21 protein-coding genes, 2 rRNA genes and 1 riboswitch are annotated in these 24,843 nt (G+C 54.8%); all 23 genes read left to right on the top strand.

Annotated elements, in window-relative coordinates; all coding sequences use genetic code 11:
• A 23S ribosomal RNA gene (locus EVJ23_RS10005) occupies positions 1-124 on the top strand; the annotation flags it as partial.
• Between the two features lie 50 nt (positions 125-174).
• Positions 175-290, top strand: a 5S ribosomal RNA gene (gene rrf, locus EVJ23_RS10000).
• An 85-nt stretch (positions 291-375) separates the two neighbouring features.
• The gene (locus tag EVJ23_RS09995; protein ID WP_034809046.1) at positions 376-567 is read left to right on the top strand and encodes an NETI motif-containing protein; all 192 of its coding nucleotides are present in this window, start codon (positions 376-378) and stop codon (positions 565-567) included.
• 141 nt (positions 568-708) lie between these two features.
• A riboswitch (purine riboswitch) is annotated at positions 709-810 on the top strand.
• Positions 811-879: 69 nt separating this feature from the next.
• Positions 880-1,368: a 5-(carboxyamino)imidazole ribonucleotide mutase gene (gene purE / locus EVJ23_RS09990; protein WP_131441206.1), complete on the top strand. Its 489-nt coding sequence runs from the start codon at positions 880-882 to the stop codon at positions 1,366-1,368.
• Positions 1,368-2,462: a 5-(carboxyamino)imidazole ribonucleotide synthase gene (gene purK, locus EVJ23_RS09985; RefSeq protein ID WP_070328799.1), complete on the top strand. Its 1,095-nt coding sequence runs from the start codon at positions 1,368-1,370 to the stop codon at positions 2,460-2,462. The genes purE and purK overlap by 1 nt, the downstream gene beginning before the upstream one ends.
• Positions 2,459-3,751, top strand: coding sequence for an adenylosuccinate lyase (gene purB / locus EVJ23_RS09980; RefSeq protein WP_131441204.1), 1,293 nt, complete (start codon positions 2,459-2,461; stop codon positions 3,749-3,751). Before purK ends, purB begins: the two co-directional genes overlap by 4 nt.
• Before the next feature lie 48 nt (positions 3,752-3,799).
• Positions 3,800-4,504, top strand: a complete 705-nt coding sequence (purC, locus tag EVJ23_RS09975; RefSeq protein WP_131465790.1) for a phosphoribosylaminoimidazolesuccinocarboxamide synthase — start codon at positions 3,800-3,802, stop codon at positions 4,502-4,504.
• Positions 4,501-4,743, top strand: coding sequence for a phosphoribosylformylglycinamidine synthase subunit PurS (gene purS / locus EVJ23_RS09970; protein WP_021065194.1), 243 nt, complete (start codon positions 4,501-4,503; stop codon positions 4,741-4,743). The genes purC and purS overlap by 4 nt, the downstream gene beginning before the upstream one ends.
• Positions 4,740-5,420, top strand: a complete 681-nt coding sequence (gene purQ, locus EVJ23_RS09965; protein WP_070328802.1) for a phosphoribosylformylglycinamidine synthase subunit PurQ — start codon at positions 4,740-4,742, stop codon at positions 5,418-5,420. Before purS ends, purQ begins: the two co-directional genes overlap by 4 nt.
• The gene (gene purL, locus EVJ23_RS09960; RefSeq protein WP_131465788.1) at positions 5,404-7,623 is read left to right on the top strand and encodes a phosphoribosylformylglycinamidine synthase subunit PurL; all 2,220 of its coding nucleotides are present in this window, start codon (positions 5,404-5,406) and stop codon (positions 7,621-7,623) included. The genes purQ and purL overlap by 17 nt, the downstream gene beginning before the upstream one ends.
• Entirely contained in the window at positions 7,599-9,008 is a 1,410-nt protein-coding gene (purF, locus tag EVJ23_RS09955; protein ID WP_071399054.1) for an amidophosphoribosyltransferase, read from the top strand. The genes purL and purF overlap by 25 nt, the downstream gene beginning before the upstream one ends.
• Before the next feature lie 12 nt (positions 9,009-9,020).
• Entirely contained in the window at positions 9,021-10,055 is a 1,035-nt protein-coding gene (purM, locus tag EVJ23_RS09950; RefSeq protein WP_070328805.1) for a phosphoribosylformylglycinamidine cyclo-ligase, read from the top strand.
• Entirely contained in the window at positions 10,052-10,630 is a 579-nt protein-coding gene (gene purN / locus EVJ23_RS09945; protein WP_071399056.1) for a phosphoribosylglycinamide formyltransferase, read from the top strand. The genes purM and purN overlap by 4 nt, the downstream gene beginning before the upstream one ends.
• Positions 10,627-12,147 (top strand): bifunctional phosphoribosylaminoimidazolecarboxamide formyltransferase/IMP cyclohydrolase, encoded by a 1,521-nt coding sequence (gene purH / locus EVJ23_RS09940; RefSeq protein WP_131465786.1) that lies wholly within the window; start codon positions 10,627-10,629, stop codon positions 12,145-12,147. Before purN ends, purH begins: the two co-directional genes overlap by 4 nt.
• A 13-nt stretch (positions 12,148-12,160) precedes the next feature.
• Complete coding sequence (purD, locus tag EVJ23_RS09935; protein ID WP_131465784.1) at positions 12,161-13,414, top strand: phosphoribosylamine--glycine ligase; 1,254 nt, start codon at positions 12,161-12,163, stop codon at positions 13,412-13,414.
• Between the two features lie 99 nt (positions 13,415-13,513).
• A complete protein-coding gene (locus tag EVJ23_RS09930) occupies positions 13,514-15,799 on the top strand; it encodes a bifunctional diguanylate cyclase/phosphodiesterase (protein ID WP_236633754.1) in 2,286 nt (761 codons plus the stop codon).
• Between the two features lie 175 nt (positions 15,800-15,974).
• Entirely contained in the window at positions 15,975-17,717 is a 1,743-nt protein-coding gene (locus EVJ23_RS09925) for an adenine deaminase C-terminal domain-containing protein (RefSeq protein ID WP_131465780.1), read from the top strand.
• 67 nt (positions 17,718-17,784) lie between these two features.
• A complete protein-coding gene (locus tag EVJ23_RS09920; RefSeq protein ID WP_016509246.1) occupies positions 17,785-18,090 on the top strand; it encodes a YerC/YecD family TrpR-related protein in 306 nt (101 codons plus the stop codon).
• Positions 18,091-18,125: 35 nt separating this feature from the next.
• The gene (locus EVJ23_RS09915) at positions 18,126-19,508 is read left to right on the top strand and encodes a TrkH family potassium uptake protein (RefSeq protein ID WP_083274110.1); all 1,383 of its coding nucleotides are present in this window, start codon (positions 18,126-18,128) and stop codon (positions 19,506-19,508) included.
• A gap of 12 nt (positions 19,509-19,520) precedes the next feature.
• On the top strand, positions 19,521-19,754 hold the full coding sequence (locus EVJ23_RS09910) for a hypothetical protein (RefSeq protein ID WP_016509263.1): 234 nt from the start codon (positions 19,521-19,523) through the stop codon (positions 19,752-19,754).
• 91 nt (positions 19,755-19,845) lie between these two features.
• A complete protein-coding gene (gene pcrB, locus EVJ23_RS09905) occupies positions 19,846-20,526 on the top strand; it encodes a heptaprenylglyceryl phosphate synthase (protein ID WP_070328811.1) in 681 nt (226 codons plus the stop codon).
• Positions 20,527-20,566: 40 nt separating this feature from the next.
• Positions 20,567-22,783 (top strand): DNA helicase PcrA, encoded by a 2,217-nt coding sequence (gene pcrA / locus EVJ23_RS09900; RefSeq protein ID WP_070328812.1) that lies wholly within the window; start codon positions 20,567-20,569, stop codon positions 22,781-22,783.
• 9 nt (positions 22,784-22,792) lie between these two features.
• The gene (ligA, locus tag EVJ23_RS09895) at positions 22,793-24,787 is read left to right on the top strand and encodes an NAD-dependent DNA ligase LigA (protein ID WP_131465778.1); all 1,995 of its coding nucleotides are present in this window, start codon (positions 22,793-22,795) and stop codon (positions 24,785-24,787) included.
• Positions 24,788-24,843 lie beyond the last annotated feature (56 nt).

The following is a 24,843-nucleotide window of genomic DNA, read 5'->3' as shown; positions in this document are numbered from 1 at the left end:
AGATGAGATTTCCCTTTGAGCAATCAAGAAAGACCCCTCAGAGACGATGAGGTAGATAGGTCATGGGTGGAAGCACGGCGACGTGTGGAGCTGAATGATACTAATCGGTCGAGGCTTTGATCTAGAAACGGTTTGAACTTGATGAGTCTTCAGTTTTCAGGGAACAATCCCTTGTCTGGTGGCGATAGCGAAGCGGCCACACCCGTTCCCATGCCGAACACGGAAGTTAAGCGCTTCAGCGCCGAAAGTAGTTGGGGGTCTCCCCCTGTGAGGATAGGACGTCGCCAGGCAAACGGTGGTTCTGGAGCATTCGCTCAAGGGCCGCCGCTTTTTTGTATTTTGTATCGTGACTCAAATGAAGGAGAGGAATAACAGATGGCCAAGAAAATCAAAGTATACGTCGAGCCAAACGAGACAGTCGGTGAGTGTTTAGACCGAATCGCTCAAATGGGGTATCGCCCGGTACGAAGGATTGAAAAGCCTGTCTTTGAAAAAACGGGAACCAAAGACGAACCTGTTCATTCTCATCAATCAATCTTATTTGAGTGCGTCGCTCTCAAACCATAATGCCAAACCGTCACGAATGCGTGGCGGTTTTTTTGTTTTTGTAAAAACATCGTAAAGACGAACGATAAATATTCAGACAATTAAATTGTTCGCTGTTTGTTGACATGTTTTCAAAGAACAAGGTACGATAGGCTTGTGAGTTAAGAAAATCAAATATTGCTCCATATAATCGCAAGGAAATGGCTTGCAAGTTTCTACCTGATCACCGATTCTGATCAGACTATGGGGTATAGCCGACATTTTTTTGTCATGGCCTATACCCTAAACTGTTTAATCAGTTTAGGGATTTCTTTATTTAAGGGGGACGTTGATGTGAAGGCAACAGTAGGTGTGATCATGGGAAGTTCTTCTGACTGGGAGACGATGAAGCATGCGTGCGACGCGCTAGAAGAGTTAGACATTCCATACGAAAAACAAGTCGTCTCCGCGCATCGAACGCCGGACTTGATGTTCCAATACGCCGAAGCGGCTCGGGAACGAGGGATACACGTCATCATCGCCGGTGCAGGCGGGGCGGCCCACCTTCCGGGTATGGTAGCAGCGAAGACGACGCTTCCGGTCATCGGAGTCCCGATTCAATCGAAAGCACTGAACGGACTTGATTCGTTACTGTCAATCGTTCAGATGCCAGCAGGTGTTCCTGTCGCAACGGTCGCCATCGGAAAAGCCGGAGCGACAAACGCCGGACTGTTTGCCGCTCAAATTCTCAGTCTTCAATTCCCTGAAGTCATCGATCGTCTAGAAACGTATCGTCAACAAAAACGAGACATGGCGCTGCGCGGAACGGAGGAACTCGTCTAATGAGAATCGGGATATTAGGCGGAGGACAGTTAGGGCGGATGATGTCACTCAGTGCGAGCGCAATGGGTTACGAGACGCTCAGTCTCGACCCGAACCCGACGGCTCCGGCAGCACAAGTCGCACCGAGTATCGTCGCCGGGTTCGACGACATCTCAGCGGCAAAAGAACTAGCAGGCCGTTCGGACATCGTCACGTACGAATTTGAAAATATCGACTCAGCGATGATTGAGGCGATTGCCGATAAATGTCCGCAAGGGATGGACGTGTTAACAGCGACGCAGCATCGTCTGTTCGAAAAACAGATGATCGAGGCGGCCGGATTGCATGTCGCACCTTACGTGCCGGTCCGATCGGTACGGGACGTTTACCGGGCCGAAGATTTGCTAGGACTCCCATTGGTAATCAAAACATGCCGCTTCGGTTATGACGGGAAAGGGCAAACCGTGCTCCGGACATCACAGGACGTACGCGCGTTCATAGAACAGTTCAATGAAGATGAATATGTCGCCGAGGCGTGGTTGCCATTCCGAAAAGAAATCTCGGTCATCGTGACGAGAGGCGCACATGAGACGACAACATTCCCAATCAGTGAAAACATCCATCAAAATAACATCTTACATTTATCGATCGTTCCGGCCCGGCTCGACATGGACATTCTAGAAGATGCGCGCCATTTAGCACTTCAGCTCGCTGACCATGTTGGATTGATCGGTACGCTCGCCGTCGAACTGTTCGTGATGGAAGACGGCGAGCTATACGTGAATGAGCTCGCGCCACGTCCTCACAATTCAGGACACTATACGCTTGATGCATGCGAGACGTCACAGTTCGAACAACACATCCGCGCGATTACGGGCATGTCACTCGGACGGACGACACAGTACACACCGGTCGTCATGGTCAATCTGCTCGGCGAACATATGGATAAAGTGAACCCACAAACGTTACCATCGAATGTTAAACTACATCTGTATGGAAAAGAAGAAGCGAAACCCGGACGGAAAATGGGGCACTTGAACGTGCTCGGCAGTACCGTCGAGGACGCGCTTCACACCATCGAACAACTGGCAATTTGGAAGGAGACCGTTTTATGATTTCACGTTACACCCGTCCCGAGATGGCGGCGATTTGGACAGATGAGAACAAGTTTGATGCATGGCTCAAAGTAGAGCTTTACGCTTGCGAGGCGTGGAGCGAACTAGGCGTCATCCCGAAAGAGGACGTCAACGTATTATGGGACAAGGCATCATTCGATGTCGAGCGTATCCTTGAGATCGAGCAGGAGACGCGCCATGACGTCATCGCCTTCACACGGGCCGTCTCAGAGACGCTCGGAGACGAGAAGAAATGGGTCCATTACGGTCTCACGTCGACTGATGTCGTCGATACGGCGCTATCGTACTTGATCAAACAAGCGAATGACATCCTTGAAGCCGATATCGATCGCTTCATCGACATCCTCGCCGAGAAAGCGAAAGCCCACAAATATGACATCATGATGGGTCGTACACACGGAGTCCACGCAGAACCGACGACGTTCGGTTTGAAACTCGCACTCTGGTACGAAGAGATGAAGCGAAACAAGAAACGGTTCATGGCCGCACGCGAGACGATCGAGTTTGGAAAAATGAGCGGCGCCGTCGGGACGTTCGCTAACATCGACCCGTTCATCGAGTCGTACGTGTGTGACAAGTTAGGGATTCAAGCAGCCCCGATCTCGACACAGACGTTACAGCGTGACCGCCACGCCGAGTACATGTCGACGCTTGCTTTGATCGCCACATCCATCGAGAAAATGGCGACCGAGATCCGCGGCCTTCAAAAGACAGAGACACGTGAAGTCGAAGAGTTTTTCGCCAAAGGTCAAAAAGGTTCGTCGGCGATGCCGCATAAACGTAACCCGATTGGTTCGGAGAACATGACGGGACTTGCCCGCGTGATTCGCGGTCATATGGTGACGGCATATGAGAACGTCCCGCTTTGGCACGAACGCGATATCTCGCACTCGTCAGCGGAACGGATCATCCTCCCGGACGCGACCGGCCTTCTGAACTACATGCTCAACCGCTTCGGCAACATCGTGAAGAACTTGACGGTGTTCCCGGACAACATGCGCCGCAACATGGACCGGACGTTCGGCATCATCTTCTCGCAACGCATCCTGCTCGCCTTGATCGAGAAAGGCTGGTCACGTGAAGCCGCTTATGACGCGGTCCAACCGAAAGCGATGCAAGCGTGGGAAGAAGAGACAATGTTCCGGACGTTGATCGAGCAAGATGCAGAGATGGGCGCACTCTTCACGAGTGACGAGCTCGATGACCTGTTCGACCCGAGCCATCACGTACGTCGTGTCGATACAATCTTTGAACGCTGTGGTTTGTGATCGTTGAGGGGCGCTATGCCCCTCTCACTTTAAAGGGGGACGATACAGATGGAAGCAATCTACGAAGGTAAGGCGAAAGCGTTATACGAGACAGAAGAACAAGGTGTGCTCCGTGTCTACTATAAAGATGACGCGACGGCATTCAACGGAGAGAAAAAAGAATCGATCGCAGGGAAAGGCGTGTTGAACAACGCCATCACGACGCGTTTGTTCGAGCTCATGCACGACAACAAGATTCCGACCCACTTCATCAAGAAACTGTCAGACCGCGAGCAGCTCGTACGCCGCGTCGACATCATCCCGCTCGAAGTCGTCGTACGCAACGTCGCCGCAGGGAGTCTCGCTAAACGGCTCGGCTGGGAAGAAGGGACGCCGCTGTTGTCGCCGATCGTCGAGTTCTACTATAAAGATGACGCACTCGGAGATCCGCTTTTAACAGAGGACCATATCCGTTTACTGCAAGTCGCCACACACAAAGAAGTCGAAACATTGCGACAACTCGGGTTGTGGGTGAATGATGTCTTGCTCGACTTCTTCGACGGACACGGTATCGATTTGATCGACTTTAAACTTGAGTTCGGTAAACTCGATGACACGATCATCCTCGCCGATGAGATTTCGCCCGACACGTGTCGCCTGTGGGATAAAGAGACGAAACAAAAGCTCGACAAAGACGTGTTCCGCAGAGACCTCGGATCACTGACAGAGACGTACGGCCAATTGTTAACACGCATAGGGGGAACTGACCAATGAAAAAAGTAAACGTGTACGTGACATTACGTGAAAGTGTACTTGACCCACAAGGCGTCGCCGTCAAAGGCGGACTCGAGCATCTCGGCTTCACAGGCGTCGAATCGGTACGGATCGGTAAAGTCATCGAACTTCAAGTCGCAGACGAGACGACCGAGGCGATGGTCCGTGACATGTGCGAGAAATTACTCGTCAACACGGTCATCGAGAACTATCGGATCGAGATGGGGGTACTCGCATGAGGTTCGCAGTCATCGTCTTCCCGGGATCAAACTGTGACCTCGACATGTATCATGCGGTCAAAGACGTGCTCGGGGAGGAAGCGGAATATGTATTCCACACGGAGACGTCACTTGTCGGTTTTGATGGTGTGCTGTTACCAGGCGGGTTCTCATACGGGGACTACTTGCGTTGCGGCGCGATCGCCCAGTTCTCACCGATCATGAGTGAGGTGAAGCGGTTCGCTGAAGAGGGACGTCCGGTACTCGGCGTCTGCAACGGGTTCCAAGTGCTCGTCGAGGCAGGACTCCTACCCGGCGTATTGATGCGCAACCGTGATTTGAAGTTCATGTGCAAGACGGTCGAACTGAAAGTCGAGACGAACGAGACGATGTTTACGAGCGATTATGCGGTGGGCGAGACGATTCGCGTCCCGATCGCACATGGAGAAGGCAACTACTACTGTGACGAAGCAACACTCGAGACATTGCGAACGAATGGCCAGATCGCTTTCACCTACACAGACAACCCGAACGGATCGGTCGCGAACATCGCGGGCATCACGAACGCACAAGGAAACGTGCTCGGCATGATGCCGCACCCGGAACGAGCGGTCGAGGCGATGCTCGGCGGAGAAGACGGCAAACGGTTATTCACTTCGATTGTAAAATGGGGGACACGACATGTTACTTACAACTGAACCGACAGCGACGCACATCCGTGAACAAAGACTGTATGCCACAATGGGGCTCACTGACGACGAATACGCACTCGTCGTCTCGCTCTTAGGCCGTGACCCGAACTACACCGAGATCGGTTTATTCTCGGTCATGTGGTCTGAACACTGTTCGTACAAAAACTCGAAGCCAGTGCTCCGTAAATTCCCGACGACCGGAAAACACGTCCTTCAAGGACCCGGTGAAGGGGCTGGAATCGTCGATATCGGCGATGGTCAGGCGGTCGCCTTTAAAATCGAGAGCCATAACCACCCGTCGGCCATCGAGCCGTATCAAGGTGCGGCGACAGGTGTCGGCGGGATCATCCGCGACATCTTCTCGATGGGCGCACGTCCGGTCGCACTCCTCAACTCGCTCCGCTTCGGAGATTTGAACGAATCACGTGTGAAACATCTCTTCGGCCATGTCGTCTCCGGCATCGCCGGCTACGGCAACTGTGTCGGCATCCCGACGGTCGGCGGAGAAGTCGCGTTCGACCCGGCCTACGCCGGCAACCCGCTCGTCAACGCGATGTGTGTCGGCCTCATCCGCCACGAAGACATTCAAAAAGGGATTGCCGAGGGGGTCGGCAACTCGGTCATGTACGTCGGGGCGACAACGGGACGCGACGGCATTCACGGTGCCACGTTCGCCTCTGAAGAGCTCGGCGAAGACGCCGATGAGAAACGCCCGGCCGTCCAAGTCGGCGACCCGTTCATGGAGAAGTTGTTGATCGAGGCGTGTCTTGAAGTCATCAAACATCCGGCCCTCGTCGGCATTCAAGACATGGGTGCGGCCGGTCTGACGTCGTCTTCGGCTGAGATGGCATCGAAAGCGGGCATGGGTATCGAGATGAACCTCGACCTCGTCCCACAACGTGAGACGGATATGACGCCTTACGAGATGATGTTGTCCGAGTCACAAGAACGGATGCTCCTCGTCGTCAAGGCAGGACACGAAGACGAGATCGAAGCGATCGTAACGAAGTGGGGACTTCATGCGATCAAGATCGGCGAAGTCATCGAGCAGAAAGTGCTCCGTCTCGTCCATCACGGCGAAGTAGCCGCTGAAGTGCCGGTCGACGCGCTCGCGGAAGATGCGCCAGTCTACCATAAACCGTCAAAAGTTCCAGCATACTACGAGGCGTTCCAAGCGATGGAGCCGGTTCAACCGGTCGTCACAGACGTGCTCGCGACGTGGAAAGATGTCCTCGCGATGCCGACGATTGCTTCGAAACGCTGGGTGTACGAGCAATATGACCATATGGTCCAAACGTCGACCGTCGTCGCACCAGGTAGCGACGCGGCCGTCATCCGAATCCGTGACACGGACAAGTCGCTCGCGATGACAACCGACTGTAACGCGAAGTATGTCTACCTCGACCCGCGCGTCGGCGGTGCCATCGCGGTCGCTGAAGCGGCGCGCAACATCATCGCGAGCGGTGCCGAGCCACTTGCGCTCACCGATTGCCTGAACTTTGGGAGTCCGGACAAACCGGAAGGGTTCTGGCAGCTCGACCAAGCCGTCGAAGGTATGGCCGAGGCGTGTTTAGCACTCGACACACCGGTCATCGGCGGGAACGTCTCACTTTATAACGAGTCGAACGGAACGGCGATCTACCCGACACCGGTCGTCGGCATGGTCGGTTTGATCACGAAGCCGGAACATATCACGACGTCACACGCCAAGACAGCGGGAGATGTCATCTTCCTTCTCGGCGATACGAAGCCTGAATTTGGCGGCAGTGCGCTACAAATGTTGCAAGACGGAAAAGTGAGCGGACAAGCACCGACGCTCGACCTCGAGATCGAGAGCCGTCACCAGCAATCTCTGCTCACGGCAATTCGTCAAGGACTCGTCACGGCAGCTCACGACGTGTCAGAAGGTGGCTTAGCAGCGGCACTTCCTGAGCTCGTGTTCGGAACGGGGCTCGGTGCAGACGTCAGCATCGACACGGATCTCGTGACGACACTGTTCAGCGAGTCACAGTCGCGCTTCCTCGTCACGGTCGCGCCAATTCACGCGGACACGTTCGCCAAATTGACGAACGCCACACGAATCGGTCAAGTGACCGAAGCGGCGCAACTGACGGTCCGCTCGAGCGATCGGTTAATTGAAATGGACGTCACTGAACTTGAACGTGTATGGGAAGGAGCTATTCCATGTTATATGACATCCGAGGCATGAACGAGGAGTGTGGGGTGTTCGGGGTGTTCAATCACCACGAAGCGTCACACCTCGCCTACTACGGACTGCACAGCCTGCAACACCGAGGTCAGGAAGGGACGGGCATCGTCACGGCTGACGGCGAACGCCTGCACGCGAAACGCGGGCTCGGTCTCGTCGCCGAAGTGTTCGATGAGGCGTCGCTCGATGCCCTCACGGGACATCACGCCATCGGTCACGTCCGTTATTCGACCGCGGGCGGCAACACGCTTGAGAACGTCCAACCGCTCCATTTCAAATCGCTCACCGGGGACCTTGCGATGGCGCATAACGGCAACCTCGTCAACGCCAACGAGTTGAAGCATATGCTCGAGGCGGAAGGGGCGATCTTTCAGACGACGTCTGACACGGAAGTCGTCGCCCACTTGATCAAACGGAGCCGCGGCAACTCGTTGAAAGAGCGGATCTCGGACAGCTTGGCGCGTCTCGTCGGCGCGTTCGCGTTTCTTTTCTTGACGGAAGACGCGCTCTACGTCGGCGTCGATGTCCATGGTTTGCGTCCACTCTCGCTCGGAAAGACTGAAGACGGGGCGTTCGTGTTCGCTTCAGAGACGTGCGCGTTCGACGTCGTGGGGGCGACGTACGTACGTGACGTCGAACCGGGCGAACTGTTGATGATCACGAAAGACGGGATCGTCTCAGAACGTTACAGTGAAGCAGCGGTCCGGGCGATGTGTTCAATGGAATACATCTACTTCTCGCGGCCAGACTCGATCATCGACGGGATCAACGTGCATACGGCCCGTAAGGCGATGGGGAAAAAGATGTTCAACGAGGCACCGGTCGAGGCGGATGTCGTGACCGGTGTCCCGGACTCGAGCATCTCGGCAGCCATCGGGTACGCCGAGGCGAGCGGGATCCCGTACGAGATGGGTCTCATCAAAAACCGTTACGTCGGGCGGACGTTCATCCAGCCGTCACAAGAATTGCGTGAGCGCGGCGTCAAGATGAAGCTGTCGGCGCTACGTGGGGTTGTCAACGGCAAGCGTGTCATCATGGTCGATGATTCGATCGTCCGGGGCACGACGAGCCGTCGCATCGTCAAGTTGCTGCGGGAAGCAGGGGCAACCGAGGTACATGTGCGCATCACGTCACCACCGATCAAACATCCGTGCTATTACGGTATCGATACATCATCAAAGGACGAGTTGATCGCGGCCATCAAATCGATCGAAGAGATTAAACAAGAGATCGGGGCCGACTCATTAGCGTTCCTCACATTAGACGGTACGGTCGAAGCGATCGGCCGACCGTTCGAAGGAAACTTGCGCGGGCAGTGTGCCGCTTGCTTCACCGGACTTTATCCAACTGAACTGGCGGAACTTGTGACAGAGACAAAAGCTTGAGGGGGACTGACGATGAGTTTAAGATATGAACAAGCGGGTGTGAATTTAGAGGCAGGTTATGAAGCGGTGTCACGCATGAAGCGTCACGTCGCACGGACGATGCGTCCAGAAGTGATGACCGGACTTGGCAGTTTCGGGGCGATGATCGATCTCGGCTCGATGCAATTGAAACATCCAATCCTCGTGAGCGGGACGGACGGGGTCGGCACGAAGCTAAAACTCGCGTTCGCGCTCGACCAACATGATACGATTGGAATCGATTGCGTGGCGATGTGCGTCAACGACTGTCTCGTCCACGGAGCCGAACCGCTCTACTTCTTAGACTATATCGCGACTGGAAAAGCGGAACCGGCGAAGCTCGAACGCATCGTCGCGGGTGTGGCCGAAGGCTGCGTCCAAGCAGGGTGTGCCCTCGTCGGCGGCGAGACGGCCGAGATGCCGGGCATGTATCCGGACGGGGAGTACGATATCGCCGGGTTTGCCGTCGGTGTCGTCGAGAAAGAGTTACTCATCGACGGACGGACGATCGAAGCGGGGGACATCGTTCTAGGGTTAGCTTCGTCAGGTGTCCATTCGAACGGTTTCTCGCTCGTCCGTCACATCGTCGAGGCGCAAGGGCTCGAGTACACGGATGAAATCGCGATGCTCGATACGACGCTCGGGAACGCCTTATTGCTACCGACCCGCATCTATTCGGAAGCGGCGAAAGCGGCCATTTCGACCGGACTCGTCCAAGGGATGGCCCACATCACTGGTGGCGGTTTCTATGAGAACGTGCCGCGCATGCTGCCTGAAGGTCTTGGTGTCACGTTTGACGCATCAAGCTGGCCGAGCCTGCCGGTATTCGACTGGCTCGAACAAGTCGGCCACGTGTCGAAGCAAGAGATGTTCAACGTGTTCAATATGGGCATCGGCTTCATGATTACGGTACGTCCCGAAGACGTCGACACGGTACAAGCCGCGCTCGAACGGATCGGCGAGACGTCGCATCGGATCGGCAAAGTCGAAGCGAAACCAGGCGTCCGGATTATGGGGGTCGACCAGTGAAGCGGTTCGCTATCTTCGCCTCTGGATCTGGGAGTAACGCCGAAGCGATTTGGGAAGCGATTGAGCGCGGCGAGCTGAGCGGACAGTGTATGCTCCTCGTCACGGATAAGCCTGAGGCGAAAGTGCTCGAGCGGGCAGACCGTCATCATATCCAGACGTTCTCGTTCGAGCCGAAGGCGTATGCGTCGAAGTCAGAGTTTGAGTGGGAGCTGCTCGTTCTGTTAGAAGCGCTACACGTCGACTATATCGTCTTGGCGGGTTATATGCGTTTAATCGGGGATGTGCTGCTCGCGGCGTATCCGGGTCGGATCATCAATATCCATCCGTCGCTCTTGCCGGCCTTCCCAGGAAAAGATGCAATCGGTCAAGCGCTTGCCGCGAACGTGTCGACGAGCGGTGTCACCGTCCATTACGTCGACGCCGGGATGGACACGGGTCCAATCATCGCGCAAGAAGAAGTCGACATCGCGGGATGTGACCGTATCGAGGCGGCCCACCGGATTCAAGCGATCGAACACCAACTCTATCCACGCGTATTACAACAAGTGTTGAACCAACAGGAGGTTTTCAAGTGAGAGCATTACTGAGTGTGTCAGATAAAACAGGTATCGTCGAACTCGCGCGCGTCTTGCACGAAGCGGGCATCGAACTCATCTCGACAGGTGGGACGGAAGCGGCACTCGTCGCGGCCGGACTGCCCGTGAAAAATATTTCGGAAGTGACATCGTTCCCCGAGATGCTCGACGGACGTGTCAAGACGCTGCATCCGCTCGTCCATGGCGGTCTGCTCGGACGCCGTGATTTAGATTCACACGTCGAACAGATGAAACATCACCACATTGAGCCGATCGACTACGTCGTCGTCAACTTGTATCCGTTCAAAGAGACGATCGCGAAAGAGAACGCGACGTATGAAGAGGCGATTGAAAACATCGATATCGGTGGCCCGAGCATGCTCCGTTCAGCCGCGAAAAACCATGCCAGCGTGACGGTCGTCGTCGACCCGGCCGACTACGGCAACGTTGCCGCAGAGATTCAGAATGGCGGTACGTCGTTTGAGACGCGGCAACGACTCGCTTTGAGGGCGTTCCGTCATACGGCGGCGTACGACGCCTTGATTGCCGACTATTTAGGTCAGCAAATCGGCGAAACGTTCCCAGAACAGCTGACGGTCACGTACGAAAAAGTCCAAGACCTTCGTTACGGGGAGAACCCGCACCAACAGGCGGCGTTCTATAAGACTCCGCTCTATGACGGCATGACGCTCGCCAACGCGGTGCAACTCCACGGCAAAGAACTCTCGTACAACAACATCCAAGATACGAACGCGGCGCTCGAGGCGCTCAGCGAATTGACGGAACCGGCAGCGGTCGTCGTCAAACATATGAACCCGTGCGGCGTCGCTGTCGGTCGGACGATCAGCCAAGCGTTCGCTCGCGCCCATGCGGCCGACCCGATCTCGATTTTCGGCGGTATCGTCGCCCTCAATCGTGAAGTCGACCTCGAGACGGCAGAAGCGCTCCGCAACATCTTCTTAGAGATCGTCATTGCCCCATCCTTTAGTGAGGCAGCACTTGACCGATTGAAAGAGAAAAAGAATTTACGTCTATTGACGCTTGAGATGGGGCAGATGACAGGCATGCGTCTGACGGCAGTCGCGGGCGGTCTCCTCGTCCAAGACGGCGACGACATGATACTCGACGATGCTTCGTGCCAAATCGTGACCGACCGTCGTCCGACGGCGGCCGAATGGGAAGACTTGAAGCTCGCGTGGCGTGTCGTCAAACACGTGAAATCAAACGCAATCGTCGTGGCGAAAGACGAGACGACGATCGGCATCGGTGCCGGACAGATGAACCGGGTCGGTGCGGCGAAAATCGCTTTCGAACAGGCAGGGGACCGTGCAGTCGGTGCCGCGCTTGGCAGCGACGCGTTCTTCCCGATGGGCGATACGGTCGAAGCTGCAGCTGCAGCCGGCATTACGGCCATCATCCAGCCAGGTGGTTCGATTCGGGACGACGAGTCGATTGAAGCGGCGAACCGTCACGGCATCACGATGGTGTTCACTTCAGTCCGACATTTCAAACATTGAGAGGAGCAAGAGGATGAACGTACTCGTCATTGGCCGCGGCGGCCGTGAACACGCGCTCGCGTGGAAGTTGAGACAAGACGGGCATGACGTATTCGTCGCCCCGGGTAACTTGAACATGGACGGTGTGACGTGTGTGCCGATTGAAGAGACGGACGTCACCGCACTCGTCCGCTTCGCAGAGACCGAAGACATCGATTGGACGATCGTCGGGCCTGAGTCAGCGCTCATGGCGGGTGTCGTCGATGCGTTCAACGCGAGCGGACGACGCATCTTTGGACCGACGAAAGCAGCGGCGTTGCTAGAAGGCAGCAAAGCGTTCGCCAAAGAAATCATGCGTGAAGCGAACATCCCGACAGCAGCTTATGAGACGTTCACGGAAGCGAAAGCGGCGCTCGCTTATATTGAGTCAATCGGGGCACCGCTCGTCGTCAAAGCGGACGGTCTCGCTGCCGGTAAAGGGGTCACGGTCGCCTTCTCGCTCGATGAGGCACGTGCGGCGATTCATGACATCTTCGCGACCGACAAGTTCGGTGACCAGTCACGCGTCGTCATCGAAGAATTTTTGGACGGGGAAGAGTTTTCACTCATGGCGTTCGTCTCCGGTGAACACGTCATCCCGATGATCACGTCGCAAGACCATAAGCGCGCGTTCGACGGGGACAAAGGACCGAACACGGGCGGGATGGGGGCGTATAGCCCGATGCCTCATTTAGAGGAAGCCGTTTACGTTGAGTCGGTGGAACGTGTGCTCGTCCCGCTCGCGCGGGAGATGGTGGAGCGGGGGACGCCGTTCGAAGGATTCTTATATGCGGGTCTGATTCTGACGGAAGACGGACCGAAAGTAATCGAGTTCAACGCCCGGTTCGGTGACCCGGAAACGGAAGTCATCCTCCCGAATTTGGTGTCGCCGCTCCTTGACGTCATCGAGGCGGCCGTCGCTAAACGACCGTATGCGATTGAATGGCTTGACGGGTATACAATCGGTGTCGTCGTCGCGGCCGCCGGTTATCCGGAGCGAGCGACGACGGGGCAAGTGCTCTCGGATTTTGAGCGCTTACCGAAAGACGTGCTCGTGTTTCATGCGGGGACGACGCGCGACGGAAGTCACATCATCGGGAACGGTGGGCGACTGTTCGTCATCACGTCGACGAAACCGACCTTGCTTGAAGCGAAGACGGCCGTTTACGCCGCGCTCGAACAGTTAACATTACCGCACACGTTCTATCGTCGAGACATCGGCGGACGGGCGCTTGCGCGGATTTTTTAAAGGATGGGTCAACCCATCCTTTTTTTCATGCGAAAAAAAGGGAATACCGGCTTCCTGCTCTACAATGGTGAAGTAGATTGAAGGAAGAAGGTGGTCGACGTGCGCATTCGGACGAAGCTGATGATTGCGATTGCCGTGAATATACTTGTGTTTGTCAGTGTCATCTTTTTTGTGATTCGTCCCTACTTTATCGAGAAAAGCATGGAGCAAGACCGTCAAACGGTCGAGAGTCAAATTGCGAGTGTGACCGAGACGCTCGCGAATCGAAAAAGTACGCTTGAACGGACGCTCGTCGACTGGGCGGTTTGGAACGACACGTATGCGTTCATTCAAAATCAGAACGATTCTTACATAGCGAGCAATATAAGTGAGGAGTCGCTCGAAAACTTGAGTGTGCAAGCGATTGTGTACTTGAACCGTGAAGGTGAGGTCCACTATTCGACATTCCGTCAAGAAGACGCCCCGTTGTCTAAAGCGGATCGGCAAACGATCATCTCAGATATTACGAATCGGTTGAGCCCGGGCCTAGAAAAACAAGACGGTGTATATGACAGCGACTATGGACCGATCCTATACGCCAGTCACCCGATCTTACGGAGTGACACGAGCGGACCTGTTCAAGGAACGCTCGTCATGCTTGAATTTGTTGACGCGGATTTTTTGGCAGACTTAAGCGCCCAAACGAAAATTCAGCTGACGATGCAGCCTGTCCAACATAGTGAGACGAAGATGACGCTCAAAAACGAGGGGACCGAGGTCGTCGTGCCACTCGATACCGTCTTTCAAACGGCAGACTTTGAAGTCGGCTTTATCGTCGAACCGACCCATTACCAGAACACGATCTCGATGCTGAGGCTCGGGATGTTGTCGTTGCTTGCTTTAGCGTTAGGTCTGTTCTTGTCGCTTCTATGGACGATTCATCATGTCGTGATTCGGCGGGTGATGGAAATCGTCGATGAGTTGAAACACATCACGGTCGAGCGCGATAGCCGGCTCCGTCTGCGTCGAGATCAACATAGCCGAGACGAGATCGAACAGATGGCGACGAGCATGAACGAAGTGCTCTCGGCACTCGAAGATACGCGGGCAGAAGTGCTCGATCGCGCGTTTCGCGATGCGTTGACGTTACTGCCGAACCGGCTCGCCCTCGAAGACTATTTTTCGACCGTGAGGGGGAGCCATGAACGGATCGGTGTGATCGGTTTAGACTTAGACGACTTCCGACGTATCAACGACCAGTTCGGTCACCGTACCGGTGATGCCGTCTTGATTTATATCGCGTCGCGTTTGAATTTCTATAAAGAAGCCGGATTTGCGGCCCGGCTCGGTGCGGATGAGTTCATTTTCTTGCATCCGGATTGGACACTCGAAGAATTGAAGCCGATCGCGCGACGGCTGACGAAAGACTTGAAAGACTGGTCCGACATGAACGGTGTCAAAGGGATGGCTGCGACGATCGGTCTTGATGTGTTTGCCTGTCGCGAGTCGCATCATACGTACGAAGTCATGATGGGACGGCTCGACGTCGTCATCCATGAGGCCAAGCTGTCCGGTAAAAATCGGACCTTGTCGTTCCAAGACATCGAGGATGGAAGCCACTATCTCCAGACGCTCGAGATGGAGCGTGACTTACGCTACGCGCTTGAACATGATGAGTTTGAACTGTACTACCAACCGATCGTGTCCCCGCGCCCGTTCGCTGTCCGCGGGGTCGAGGCACTCATTCGCTGGAACCATCCGGGGAAAGGACAAATTTCGCCGGGGCTGTTTATCCCGATTGCGGAGCAGCTGGGACTCATCTCGGACATCGGGCGCTGGGTACTCAGGCAGTCCATATTGGAGATGAAAGAGCACGCAGCCCGCCATCACTTGTTCTTGTCGATCAACGTCTCAAAGCGTCAAATCTCGGACGGTTCGTTCCTTCAGGAGTTAGAGGATGTGTTGCATGAAACAGGGTTTGACCCGCTCCTGCTCCATGTCGAGATTACGGAGAGCGAGGTCGGGGGTAACTTGTATGAGCTGCAACAGTTCATCCGTTCGCTCAAAGCGATCGGCGTCAAGATCTCACTCGACGACTTCGGTGTCGGCACATCGTCGCTGTCGTTCTTGCAATCGCTGCAACTCGACATCATCAAAATCGATCAAAACTTCGTCAAAGGGATTCCCGAGAACACGTTCGACCGGGCCCTCCTCGAAGGACTTTACCAGACGTTCCATACGCTCGGGCTCGACATCGTCACCGAAGGGGTCGAACGTCCGGAACAGCTCGCGTTCGTGCTCGAGCATAGCGGTTCATTGATTCAAGGCTACCATTACAGTAAGCCGGTTCCGCTCGCGCAACTGGAGCATTATTTGAAGAAAACGGCAACGATGTACGATTGGTGAAGGCGCCTCTGTGAAGAGGCGTCTTTATTATGTGAATTTCGTGTGAATTCCGTTACAATTGGCAACATAGCTTGCAGGTGTTTCATAGAAAAGGTAAACTTGAAACAAATGAAAGAAAACGCTTACAATATTATTTTTTGATACTATTGAAGCGATTAAGGGAGGACTGGGTTCGATGCCTTTAAAACGATCGGCGCGGGCACCGTGGTCAAAAGCGATGATTCGCTCACAACTTGAAGTCGTGGATCAATTGCGACCACCTTCGCTCGTATTGACAAATGCCACATACTTAAACGTGTACGTGAAACAGTGGAAACAGGCTAACATATGGATTGAAAACGACCGCATCGTTTACGTCGGACCAGACGTGCCGGATTCGGCCGTCGAGACGGTCGACATGACCGGGAAATATATCGTACCAGGTTACATCGAGCCGCACGCGCATCCGTTCCAACTTTATAATCCGGCGACGCTGTCGAAGTATGCAGGCGAGCGGGGTACGACGACGCTCGTGAACGATAACATGCTTCTTTTTTTACAAGACAAGGAGCAAGCGTTTGCGCAACTCGAGGCGATTCAACAGCTCCCGACGAGCACGTATTGGTGGGCTCGGCTCGACACGCAAACCGAGCTCGACCGCGACAGCGTCCTCGTCGACTCGGAGCGCGTCCACGCGTGGTTCAATCATCCTGACGTCGTCATGGCCGGAGAATTGACGGCTTGGCCGCGTACGTTAAAAGGTGACGATGAGATGCTCCAATGGATGCTCGACGCGGAGACGTGCGGTCTCCCGGTCGAAGGACATTTCCCAGGCGCGTCCGCGAAGACGTTGACGAAGATGGCGTTGATGGGTGTTCACAGCGACCATGAGGCGATGACGGCGAACGAGGCGTTATGCCGACTCGAACATGGTTATACGACGACGCTCCGCCATTCGTCGATCCGTCCCGATTTGCCGGGCATGATCCGCGGGTTATTGGACGCAGGTCTCGAAGCGTACGACCACTTGATGGTGACGACGGACGGTTCGACCCCTGGGTTTTATCAAGACGGCCTTCAGGACGCGCTCGTGAAGATTATGATCGAGGCGGGTCTGCCTGCCATCGAGGCGTATCGGATCGTGTCGCTCAACGTGGCGCGGCATTTCGGACTCGATCACGTCCTCGGCTCGATTGCGCCGGGACGGATCGCCCACCTGAACATCCTCGATGCGATCGATGAGCCGCGTCCGTCGGCCGTCATCGCTAAAGGCCAATGGATCTACCGGGACGGGGCTTCGCTCTTCCCGAACGAACTCATCGAGGCGGCGCTCGCGCTCATGCCGGCGACCGACGTCACGATCGACTTGACGCCAAACGATTTATCGTTCAGCATGCCGGTCGGTCTCGATATGGTCAATTCGGTCATCATGAAGCTGTTTAAAATCACACACGACACCGGTCAAGACGAACTGCCGCGCGACTGCGACGAATCGTTCTTGATGCTGTTAGATAAAGAAGGAAAATGGCGGCTCAATACGGTGCTGAAAGGGTTCGCTAACGATTTCGGCGGTCTTGTCAGCTCGTATTCGATCAGCGGCGACTACTTGATCCTCGGGAAGTGTAAACAAGACATGTTGATGGCGTTCGAACGGATGAAAGAGCTCGGCGGCGGGATCGTCCTCGTCGACAGAGGGGAAATCATCGCGGAAATCCCGTTACCGCTTTGCGGGATGACTTCGACAGAGCCGCTCGAACAATTGATTGTCCAAGAACAACGGTTGCGTGCCGAGCTGATTGCCCGCGGCTATCACTTCGAGGACCCGGTCTATACGTTGCTGTTCCTGGCGTCGACCCACTTGCCTTACGTCCGGGCGACACCGCTCGGTATATACGAAGTTATGAAAAAACAAATACTATTTCCGGCGATTTTACGATGAACAGTTGAGTCCGAGCCGGTCGTGCTTTAGAATGATAAAGAAGTACGATGAGAGAGGATGCTTGCGGATGCAACTCGATAAATTACGAGGACGAGAGCTCGATCAGCTTTTTGAAGCGATTTTGAAGCTCGACACACTCGAAGACTGTTATCAACTATTCGAAGATTTAGCGACCGTCAACGAAGTGCAGGCGTTGTCCCAACGGTTAGAAGTGGCACGCCAAATTCGTGAAGGCAGCACGTATCATAAAATTGAAGAAGCGACAGGTGCTTCGACGGCCACGATTTCCCGCGTCAAGCGTTGCTTGAATTACGGGTCAGGCGGCTATGATCTTGCCCTTGAACGTCTACAACAATCAGAAGGTGACTCGTAAGAGTCATCTTGTTTTTGATGGAGAGGAGGGGCGAGATGCAAGATAAGTTCATGAAGCGAAATTTACAGCTATTTTTCCGGAAATTGACGCCAGTCCAGACGCTCGTTTTAATTTATAGCGCGGCGGTCGTCCTTTCCGTGGTTTTATTGGCTCTGCCGATCGCAAGACAACCTGGTGTCACCATCACGTTCACCGATCTCGTCTTCTTCGCGGTCAGTTGCGTCAGTGTCACCGGACTCACCCCGATCGTCGTGACCGATACGTTCTCGACGTTCGGACTGTTCATCATTTTATTCATCGTTCAAGTGAGTGGGGTCGGTTTGATCAGTCTCCACGTCATCATGTGGATCTTGCTCGGGAAACGAATTGGATTCCGCGAGCGCCAGTTGATTTTGCGCGACCAGAACCAGACGTCGATGTCTGGCATCGTCAAATACATCGCGGAAATCGTCATTACCGTTATCGCGATTGAAGCGGTAGGGGCGATCCTGCTCGGGGTCCATTACTTAAACTACTTTGACACGGCCGGAGAGGCGTTCCTGCAAGGCTTATTCGGTTCGATCAGTGCGACGACGAACGCCGGGTTCGATATTACCGGCAGCTCGCTCGCACCGTTCCGTGAAGACCCGTTCGTCATCTTCACGCAAATCGTGCTCATGACCGGCGGAGCGATCGGCTTCCCAGTGCTCGTCGAGATCCGGACGTACTTGACGAACCGGATCAGTCGCAAGAGCGAGAACTTCCCGCGTCGTTTTTCTTTGTTCACAAAGTTGACGGTATCAACGTTCTTCAGTTTGATCGCCGTAGGTACGGTCGGTCTGTTCTTGTTCGAATACAATAACGCGTTCAAAGATTTACCGCTTTGGCTCGCGCTTTCCGATTCGTTGTTCCAGTCCGTGACGACGCGAAACGGAGGGCTGTCGACGGTTGACGTCAACTTGTTCTCCGAAGGCAGTATGCTGCTCTTATCCATCTTGATGTTCATCGGGGCCTCGCCGTCTTCTGTCGGCGGGGGGATTCGGACGACGACGTTCGCCGTCGCCGTGCTCGGAGTCATCGCGTTCATTCGCGGGGACTCATCGATCAAGGTGTTCGGACGTGAGATCGTGCTCGAAGATATTTGGAAAGCGTTCGTGATCATCACGGTATCGCTTGCTGTATTACTGACCGGGGTGTTGATTCTCACATTCTTTGAGGACGCATCGCTTACGCGCATTTTGTTTGAGGCGTGTTCGGCGTTCGGGACGACCGGGCTTTCGGTCGGGCTCTCGTCGGAGTTTAGCAATGTCGGCAAATGGGTGCTCACCATTCTCATGTTCATCGGTCGGATCGGTGTCATCGCCTTCATCTTGCTCTTGCAACGGAGACAGCCGAAGCGAATGTACAACTATCCGAAAGAATCGATTATCTTAGGTTAAGGAGATTGTGACATGAAGGCATTTTGGATCAATTTCGGTTACGTGTTCGCTGTTCCGGTGTTGCCGTTTATCGCCGTTGTGAACGGGACGGCGCTTTGTTCGCCGGATTCACCGCTACTCGATATCCCTGTGCTTGGCTTTTTCTTGGCCAACCCGCTCTGGTTCGTCCCGGTCTATGGTTTGTTCGCGCTCCTCGTCGCCAAATGGTTGACGGAGCGCGAGCGTAGCCGGACCGCACGTACATGACTTGCTTCGGCAAGTCTTTTTTTTGTCCAACAGATGCAACCTGTCCTAAAAATCGCTACACTAGAGAAGGTATCGAATGGAGGGAAGATGGATGGATTTTCAGACGTGGCGCCATGTGTTTAAACTGGACCCGAACAAACAGCTCGATGAATCGGCACTTGCCGCGCTCGTCCGTTCAGGTACGGACGCGTTTCTCATCGGTGGTACGGACGGGGTCGATGCGGAGAACACGTTCGCCCTTTACGCACGGCTGCAAGGTTGCGGGATTCCGGTCGCGCTCGAGATGAGTCATCCTGAACACGCCATCCGTGGATTCGATCATTACTTTATCCCGACGGTGTTGAACGCCGGCACCGTCGATTGGGTCGTCGGTCATCAAATGCGGGCTTTCGAACGGTACGGCCATCTGTTTGACTCAAACAACGTGACCGGGCAAGGGTATATCGTCTTGAATCCGGAGGCGAAAGTGGCCGCTGTGACCGGGGCGAGAGCAACGTTGACGCTTGAAGAAGTCGTCGCCTACGCGGAAACAGGTCATCATCTGTTCCGTCTCCCGTCGCTTTATCTCGAATATAGCGGCACGCTCGGTTCACCTGACGTCGTCAAAGAAGTGAAGCTGGCTTTACCCGATGCCCACGTGTTTTATGGGGGCGGCATCGACGGGAGCGACACGGCCCGGATGATGGCCGAATACGCCGACACGATCGTCGTCGGCAACATCATTTACGACAATCTCGAAGGGGCGCTTGCGACTGTGCAAGTAGTCCGTTAAAATAAGAACAAATGTTTGGAAATAAGGAAGGATACCCCCTATGTATAACTTAAGCGAAGAATTAGTCAAAGGCATGAACCCGCCACAAGCAGAAGCGGTCAAATATACAGACGGTCCGCTCTTGATCATGGCTGGTGCCGGATCAGGTAAGACACGTGTGTTGACGCATCGCGTCGCCTATTTGATGGCGTCGAAACAGATCGCGCCATGGAATATTCTCGCGATCACGTTCACGAACAAAGCAGCCCGTGAGATGAAAGACCGGATTGCCCGTCTCGTCGGCGGCGTAGCGGACGACATTTGGATTTCGACGTTCCACTCGATGTGTGTGCGCATCTTGCGCCGCGACATCGACCGGATCCGTTACGACCGTAACTTCTCGATTTTGGATTCGTCCGATCAGCTCACGGCGATCAAGCAAGTGCTCAAAGAGTTGAACCTCGATCCGAAGAAGTACGAGCCCCGGACGTTACTCGGCATGATCTCGAACCATAAAAATGAACTGCGCACAGCGAAAGACGCGGCCGGACTCGTCGGCAACAATCCGTACGAAAAAGTCATCTCGGACGTCTACACGGCGTATGAGAAGAAGCTGAAACACAACAACGTCCTCGACTTCGATGACCTCATCATGAAAGCGATCCAGTTATTCGAAGAAGCCCCGGACGTGCTCGCGTTCTATCAGAAGAAGTTCCAATACATCCACGTCGATGAGTATCAAGATACGAACCGGGCCCAGTATACGCTCGTCAAGATGCTCGCGGCCGCTCACGAGAACCTATGTGTCGTCGGTGACTCGGACCAGTCGATCTATCGCTGGCGCGGGGCCGACATCGCCAACATTTTGACGTTCGAGAAAGATTATCCGAGCGCGCACGTCATCTTGCTCGAACAGAACTATCGGTCGACGAAACGGATTCTAGAAGCGGCGAACGGGGTCATTAAAAACAACTCGACCCGTAAAGACAAAAACTTATGGACCGATAACGACGAGGGAGAGAAACTGCTCATCCACGTCGCCTCGGACGATCGGGACGAAGCGTTCTTTATCATCAACGAGATGAAAGAACTGCGCCAAGAAGGCATCGAATACGGCCAGATGGCCGTCTTATATCGGACGAACGCCCAGTCGCGTGGTCTCGAGGAAACGTTGCTCAAGTCGAACATCCCATACAAGATGGTCGGCGGCACGAAGTTCTATGAGCGTAAGGAAATTAAAGACATCCTGTCGTACTTGCGCTTGATCGCCAATCCGGACGAGGACCTCTCGTTCGTCCGCGTCGTCAACGAACCGAAACGCGGCATCGGCGCGGCGACGGTCGATAAGCTCGGCGACTTCGCCGGTATGCAAGGCGTCTCACTCATGGAAGCGATCCGCGACATCGAACTGTCGGGCATCGCGCCGCGAGCGGCGACGAAGCTGACCGAGTTCCGCCAGCTCATGATCGACCTTCGGCAAATGGCAGACTATTTGTCGATCTCTGAACTGATTGAAGAAGTGCTGAAGAAGTCTGGCTATGAAGAGATGCTTAAAATCGAGAAGACGCTCGAAGCCGAGAGCCGCCTCGAGAACTTACAAGAATTTCTCTCGGTCGCTCAAAACTTTGAGAAGGAGAGCGAAGAGCAGACGCTCGTCGCCTTCTTGACCGATTTGACGCTCGTCTCAGACCTTGACTCGCTTGAAGAGGTCGATGAGTTGCATCAAGTGACGCTCATGACACTTCACTCGGCGAAAGGGCTCGAGTTCCCGGTCGTCTTCTTGATCGGGATGGAAGAAGGGTTGTTCCCGCACAGCCGTTCGTTGAATGACCCGGAAGAGATGGAAGAAGAACGCCGTCTCGCCTACGTCGGCATCACCCGTGCCGAGAAACGCCTGTATTTGACACGGGCCCAGTCGCGCATGTTGTACGGACGGTTCCAAAACAATCCGGAATCCCGTTTCTTGCACGAGTTGCCGGAAACGCTGCTCGAACGTTCCGGCAAAGCGAAGAAAGCGATGCCGTGGAATCCGGTCGAATCACCTGGGAAGTTGCCAGTCAACGGGTTCAGCTCGAAACCGAAGCCAAAAGTCGCCCAATCGTCAGGTGCCGAGTCGATGAGCTGGCAAGTCGGGGATAAAGCGAATCATAAAAAATGGGGACAAGGGACGGTCGTTCAGACACGCGGCGAGGGCGATCAGCTCGAACTTGATATCGCCTTCCCGCAAGTCGGGATTAAACGCCTGCTCGCCAAATTTGCCCCGATCGAAAAAGCGTGAGGTGATCGTATGGAGATGACAGAACACGTCGAAACGTTACGACAAAAGTTGAACCAATACGGCTATGAATATTATGTGCTTGACCGGCCGAGCGTCCCGGACGCCGAGTACGACCGGCTCATGAACGAGTTGATTCAAATCGAGACGGACTATCCGGAGCTTAGGAGCCCGGATTCGCCGACGCAACGCGTCGGCGGCGCCCCGCTCGATGCGTTCGTGAAAGTGACGCACGATACCCCGATGCTCTCGCTCGGCAACGTGTTCTCGAAAGACGATTTGATCGAGTGGGTCGAGCGGATTGAAAAAGATCTTGGCTATGCCCCGTTGTTCGTCGCCGAGCTGAAGTTCGACGGTCTTGCCGTCTCGCTCAAATACGAAGACGGTCGCCTCAAGCGCGGGGCGACGCGTGGAGACGGGACGACAGGCGAAGACATCACGCAAAACTTGAAGACGATTCGCACGATCCCGCTCCGTCTGAATGAGGATGTGACGTTCGAAGTGCGCGGCGAGGCGTATATGCCGAAACGTTCGTTCGAACACTTGAACGACGAGCGGGAACGCCTTGGGGAGCCGTTGTTCGCCAATCCGCGTAATGCGGCCGCCGGGTCGTTGCGTCAGCTCGATTCGAAGATCGCGTCGTCACGAAATCTCGCCTTCTTCGCGTATGGGCTCGTCTCAAACGATGAGCTCGTCGCGTCACATGATGAGTCGCTCGAATACTTGAAGCGTCTCGGGATCGCCGTGAGCGGGGAATATACGACATGTCGGACAGCGGACGAGCTGTGGGACTATATCGAGATGTACGTGACGAAACGTTCAGAACTTCCGTATGAGATTGACGGGATTGTCATCAAAGTCGCGGCTTACGAAGAACAAGAACAGCTCGGTTTTACGGCCAAGAGCCCGCGCTGGGCCGTCGCCTATAAATTCCCGGCCGAAGAAGTCGTCACGACGATCGAAGACGTCGATTTCAGTGTCGGACGGACAGGGAAAGTGACGCCGCGGGCCCGGTTCGCGCCGGTCGCGGTCGCGGGATCGACCGTGACGTACGCGACACTCCATAACGAAGACTTCATCAAAGAGAAAGACCTTCGGATCAACGACCGAGTCGTCATTAAAAAGGCCGGGGACGTCATTCCGGCCGTCGTGTCCGCGCTCGTCAGCGAACGGACCGGGAACGAGGCAGAAATCGTTTTCCCGACCCGGTGCCCGGCTTGTGAGTCCGAACTCGTCCGCTTAGACGGTGAGGCGGATCATCGCTGCGTCAACCCGGAATGTCCGGCCCAACTGCTCGAAGGGCTGATTCATTTCGTGTCACGACCAGCGATGAATATCGACGGTCTCGGTGAAAAAGTCATCACCCAGCTTCATGAGGCCGGCCTCGTCCATAACGTCGCCGACTTGTACGTCCTCGAGCGAGAAGCACTCCTTGATTTAGAACGGATGGGTGAGACGTCAGTGACGAACTTGCTTGCCGCAATCGAACAATCGAAACAGAATTCGCTTGAACGGGTGTTGTTCGCCCTCGGGATTCGTCTCGTCGGTCAGAAAGCGGCCTCACTCATCGCAGAGCGGTTCGAGACGATGGACGCGATTATGGACGCCTCGGTTGAAGCTTTGATCGAGATTGACGGGATCGGGACGAAGATGGCGGAATCGATCGTTCTTTACTTCGAGAAGCCTGAGGCGCGTGAACTCGTCCGTGAACTCGATACGGCCGGTGTCAACTTGACGTTCAAAGGAGTGAAGCGGTCCGTCGCCGCCGACGCCCCGCTCGCTGGTAAGACGGTCGTCTTGACCGGGAAGTTGTATGAGATGACACGCGGTGAGGCGGGAAAACGATTAGAACTCCTCGGCGCGAGCGTGACCGGAAGTGTCAGTAAGAACACCGATCTCCTCGTCGCTGGCGAGAAGGCAGGTTCAAAACTGTCGAAAGCCGAAGCGCTCGGTGTCGAAGTATGGGATGAATCGAAACTGCTCGCCTTTTTAGCGGAACACGTCTGAACGGAAGACCCTCAAAGAAGCGAGGGTCTTTTTTCATTGACTTGATTTATAAAAAT

The sequence above is a fragment of the Exiguobacterium sp. SH1S1 genome (assembly GCF_004337245.1).
In the GTDB taxonomy this organism is placed as follows: Bacteria; Bacillota; Bacilli; order Exiguobacteriales; family Exiguobacteriaceae; genus Exiguobacterium; species Exiguobacterium aurantiacum_A.
Note: the sequence above shows the minus strand (reverse complement) of the source record. Positions and strands in the feature narration are given on the sequence as shown.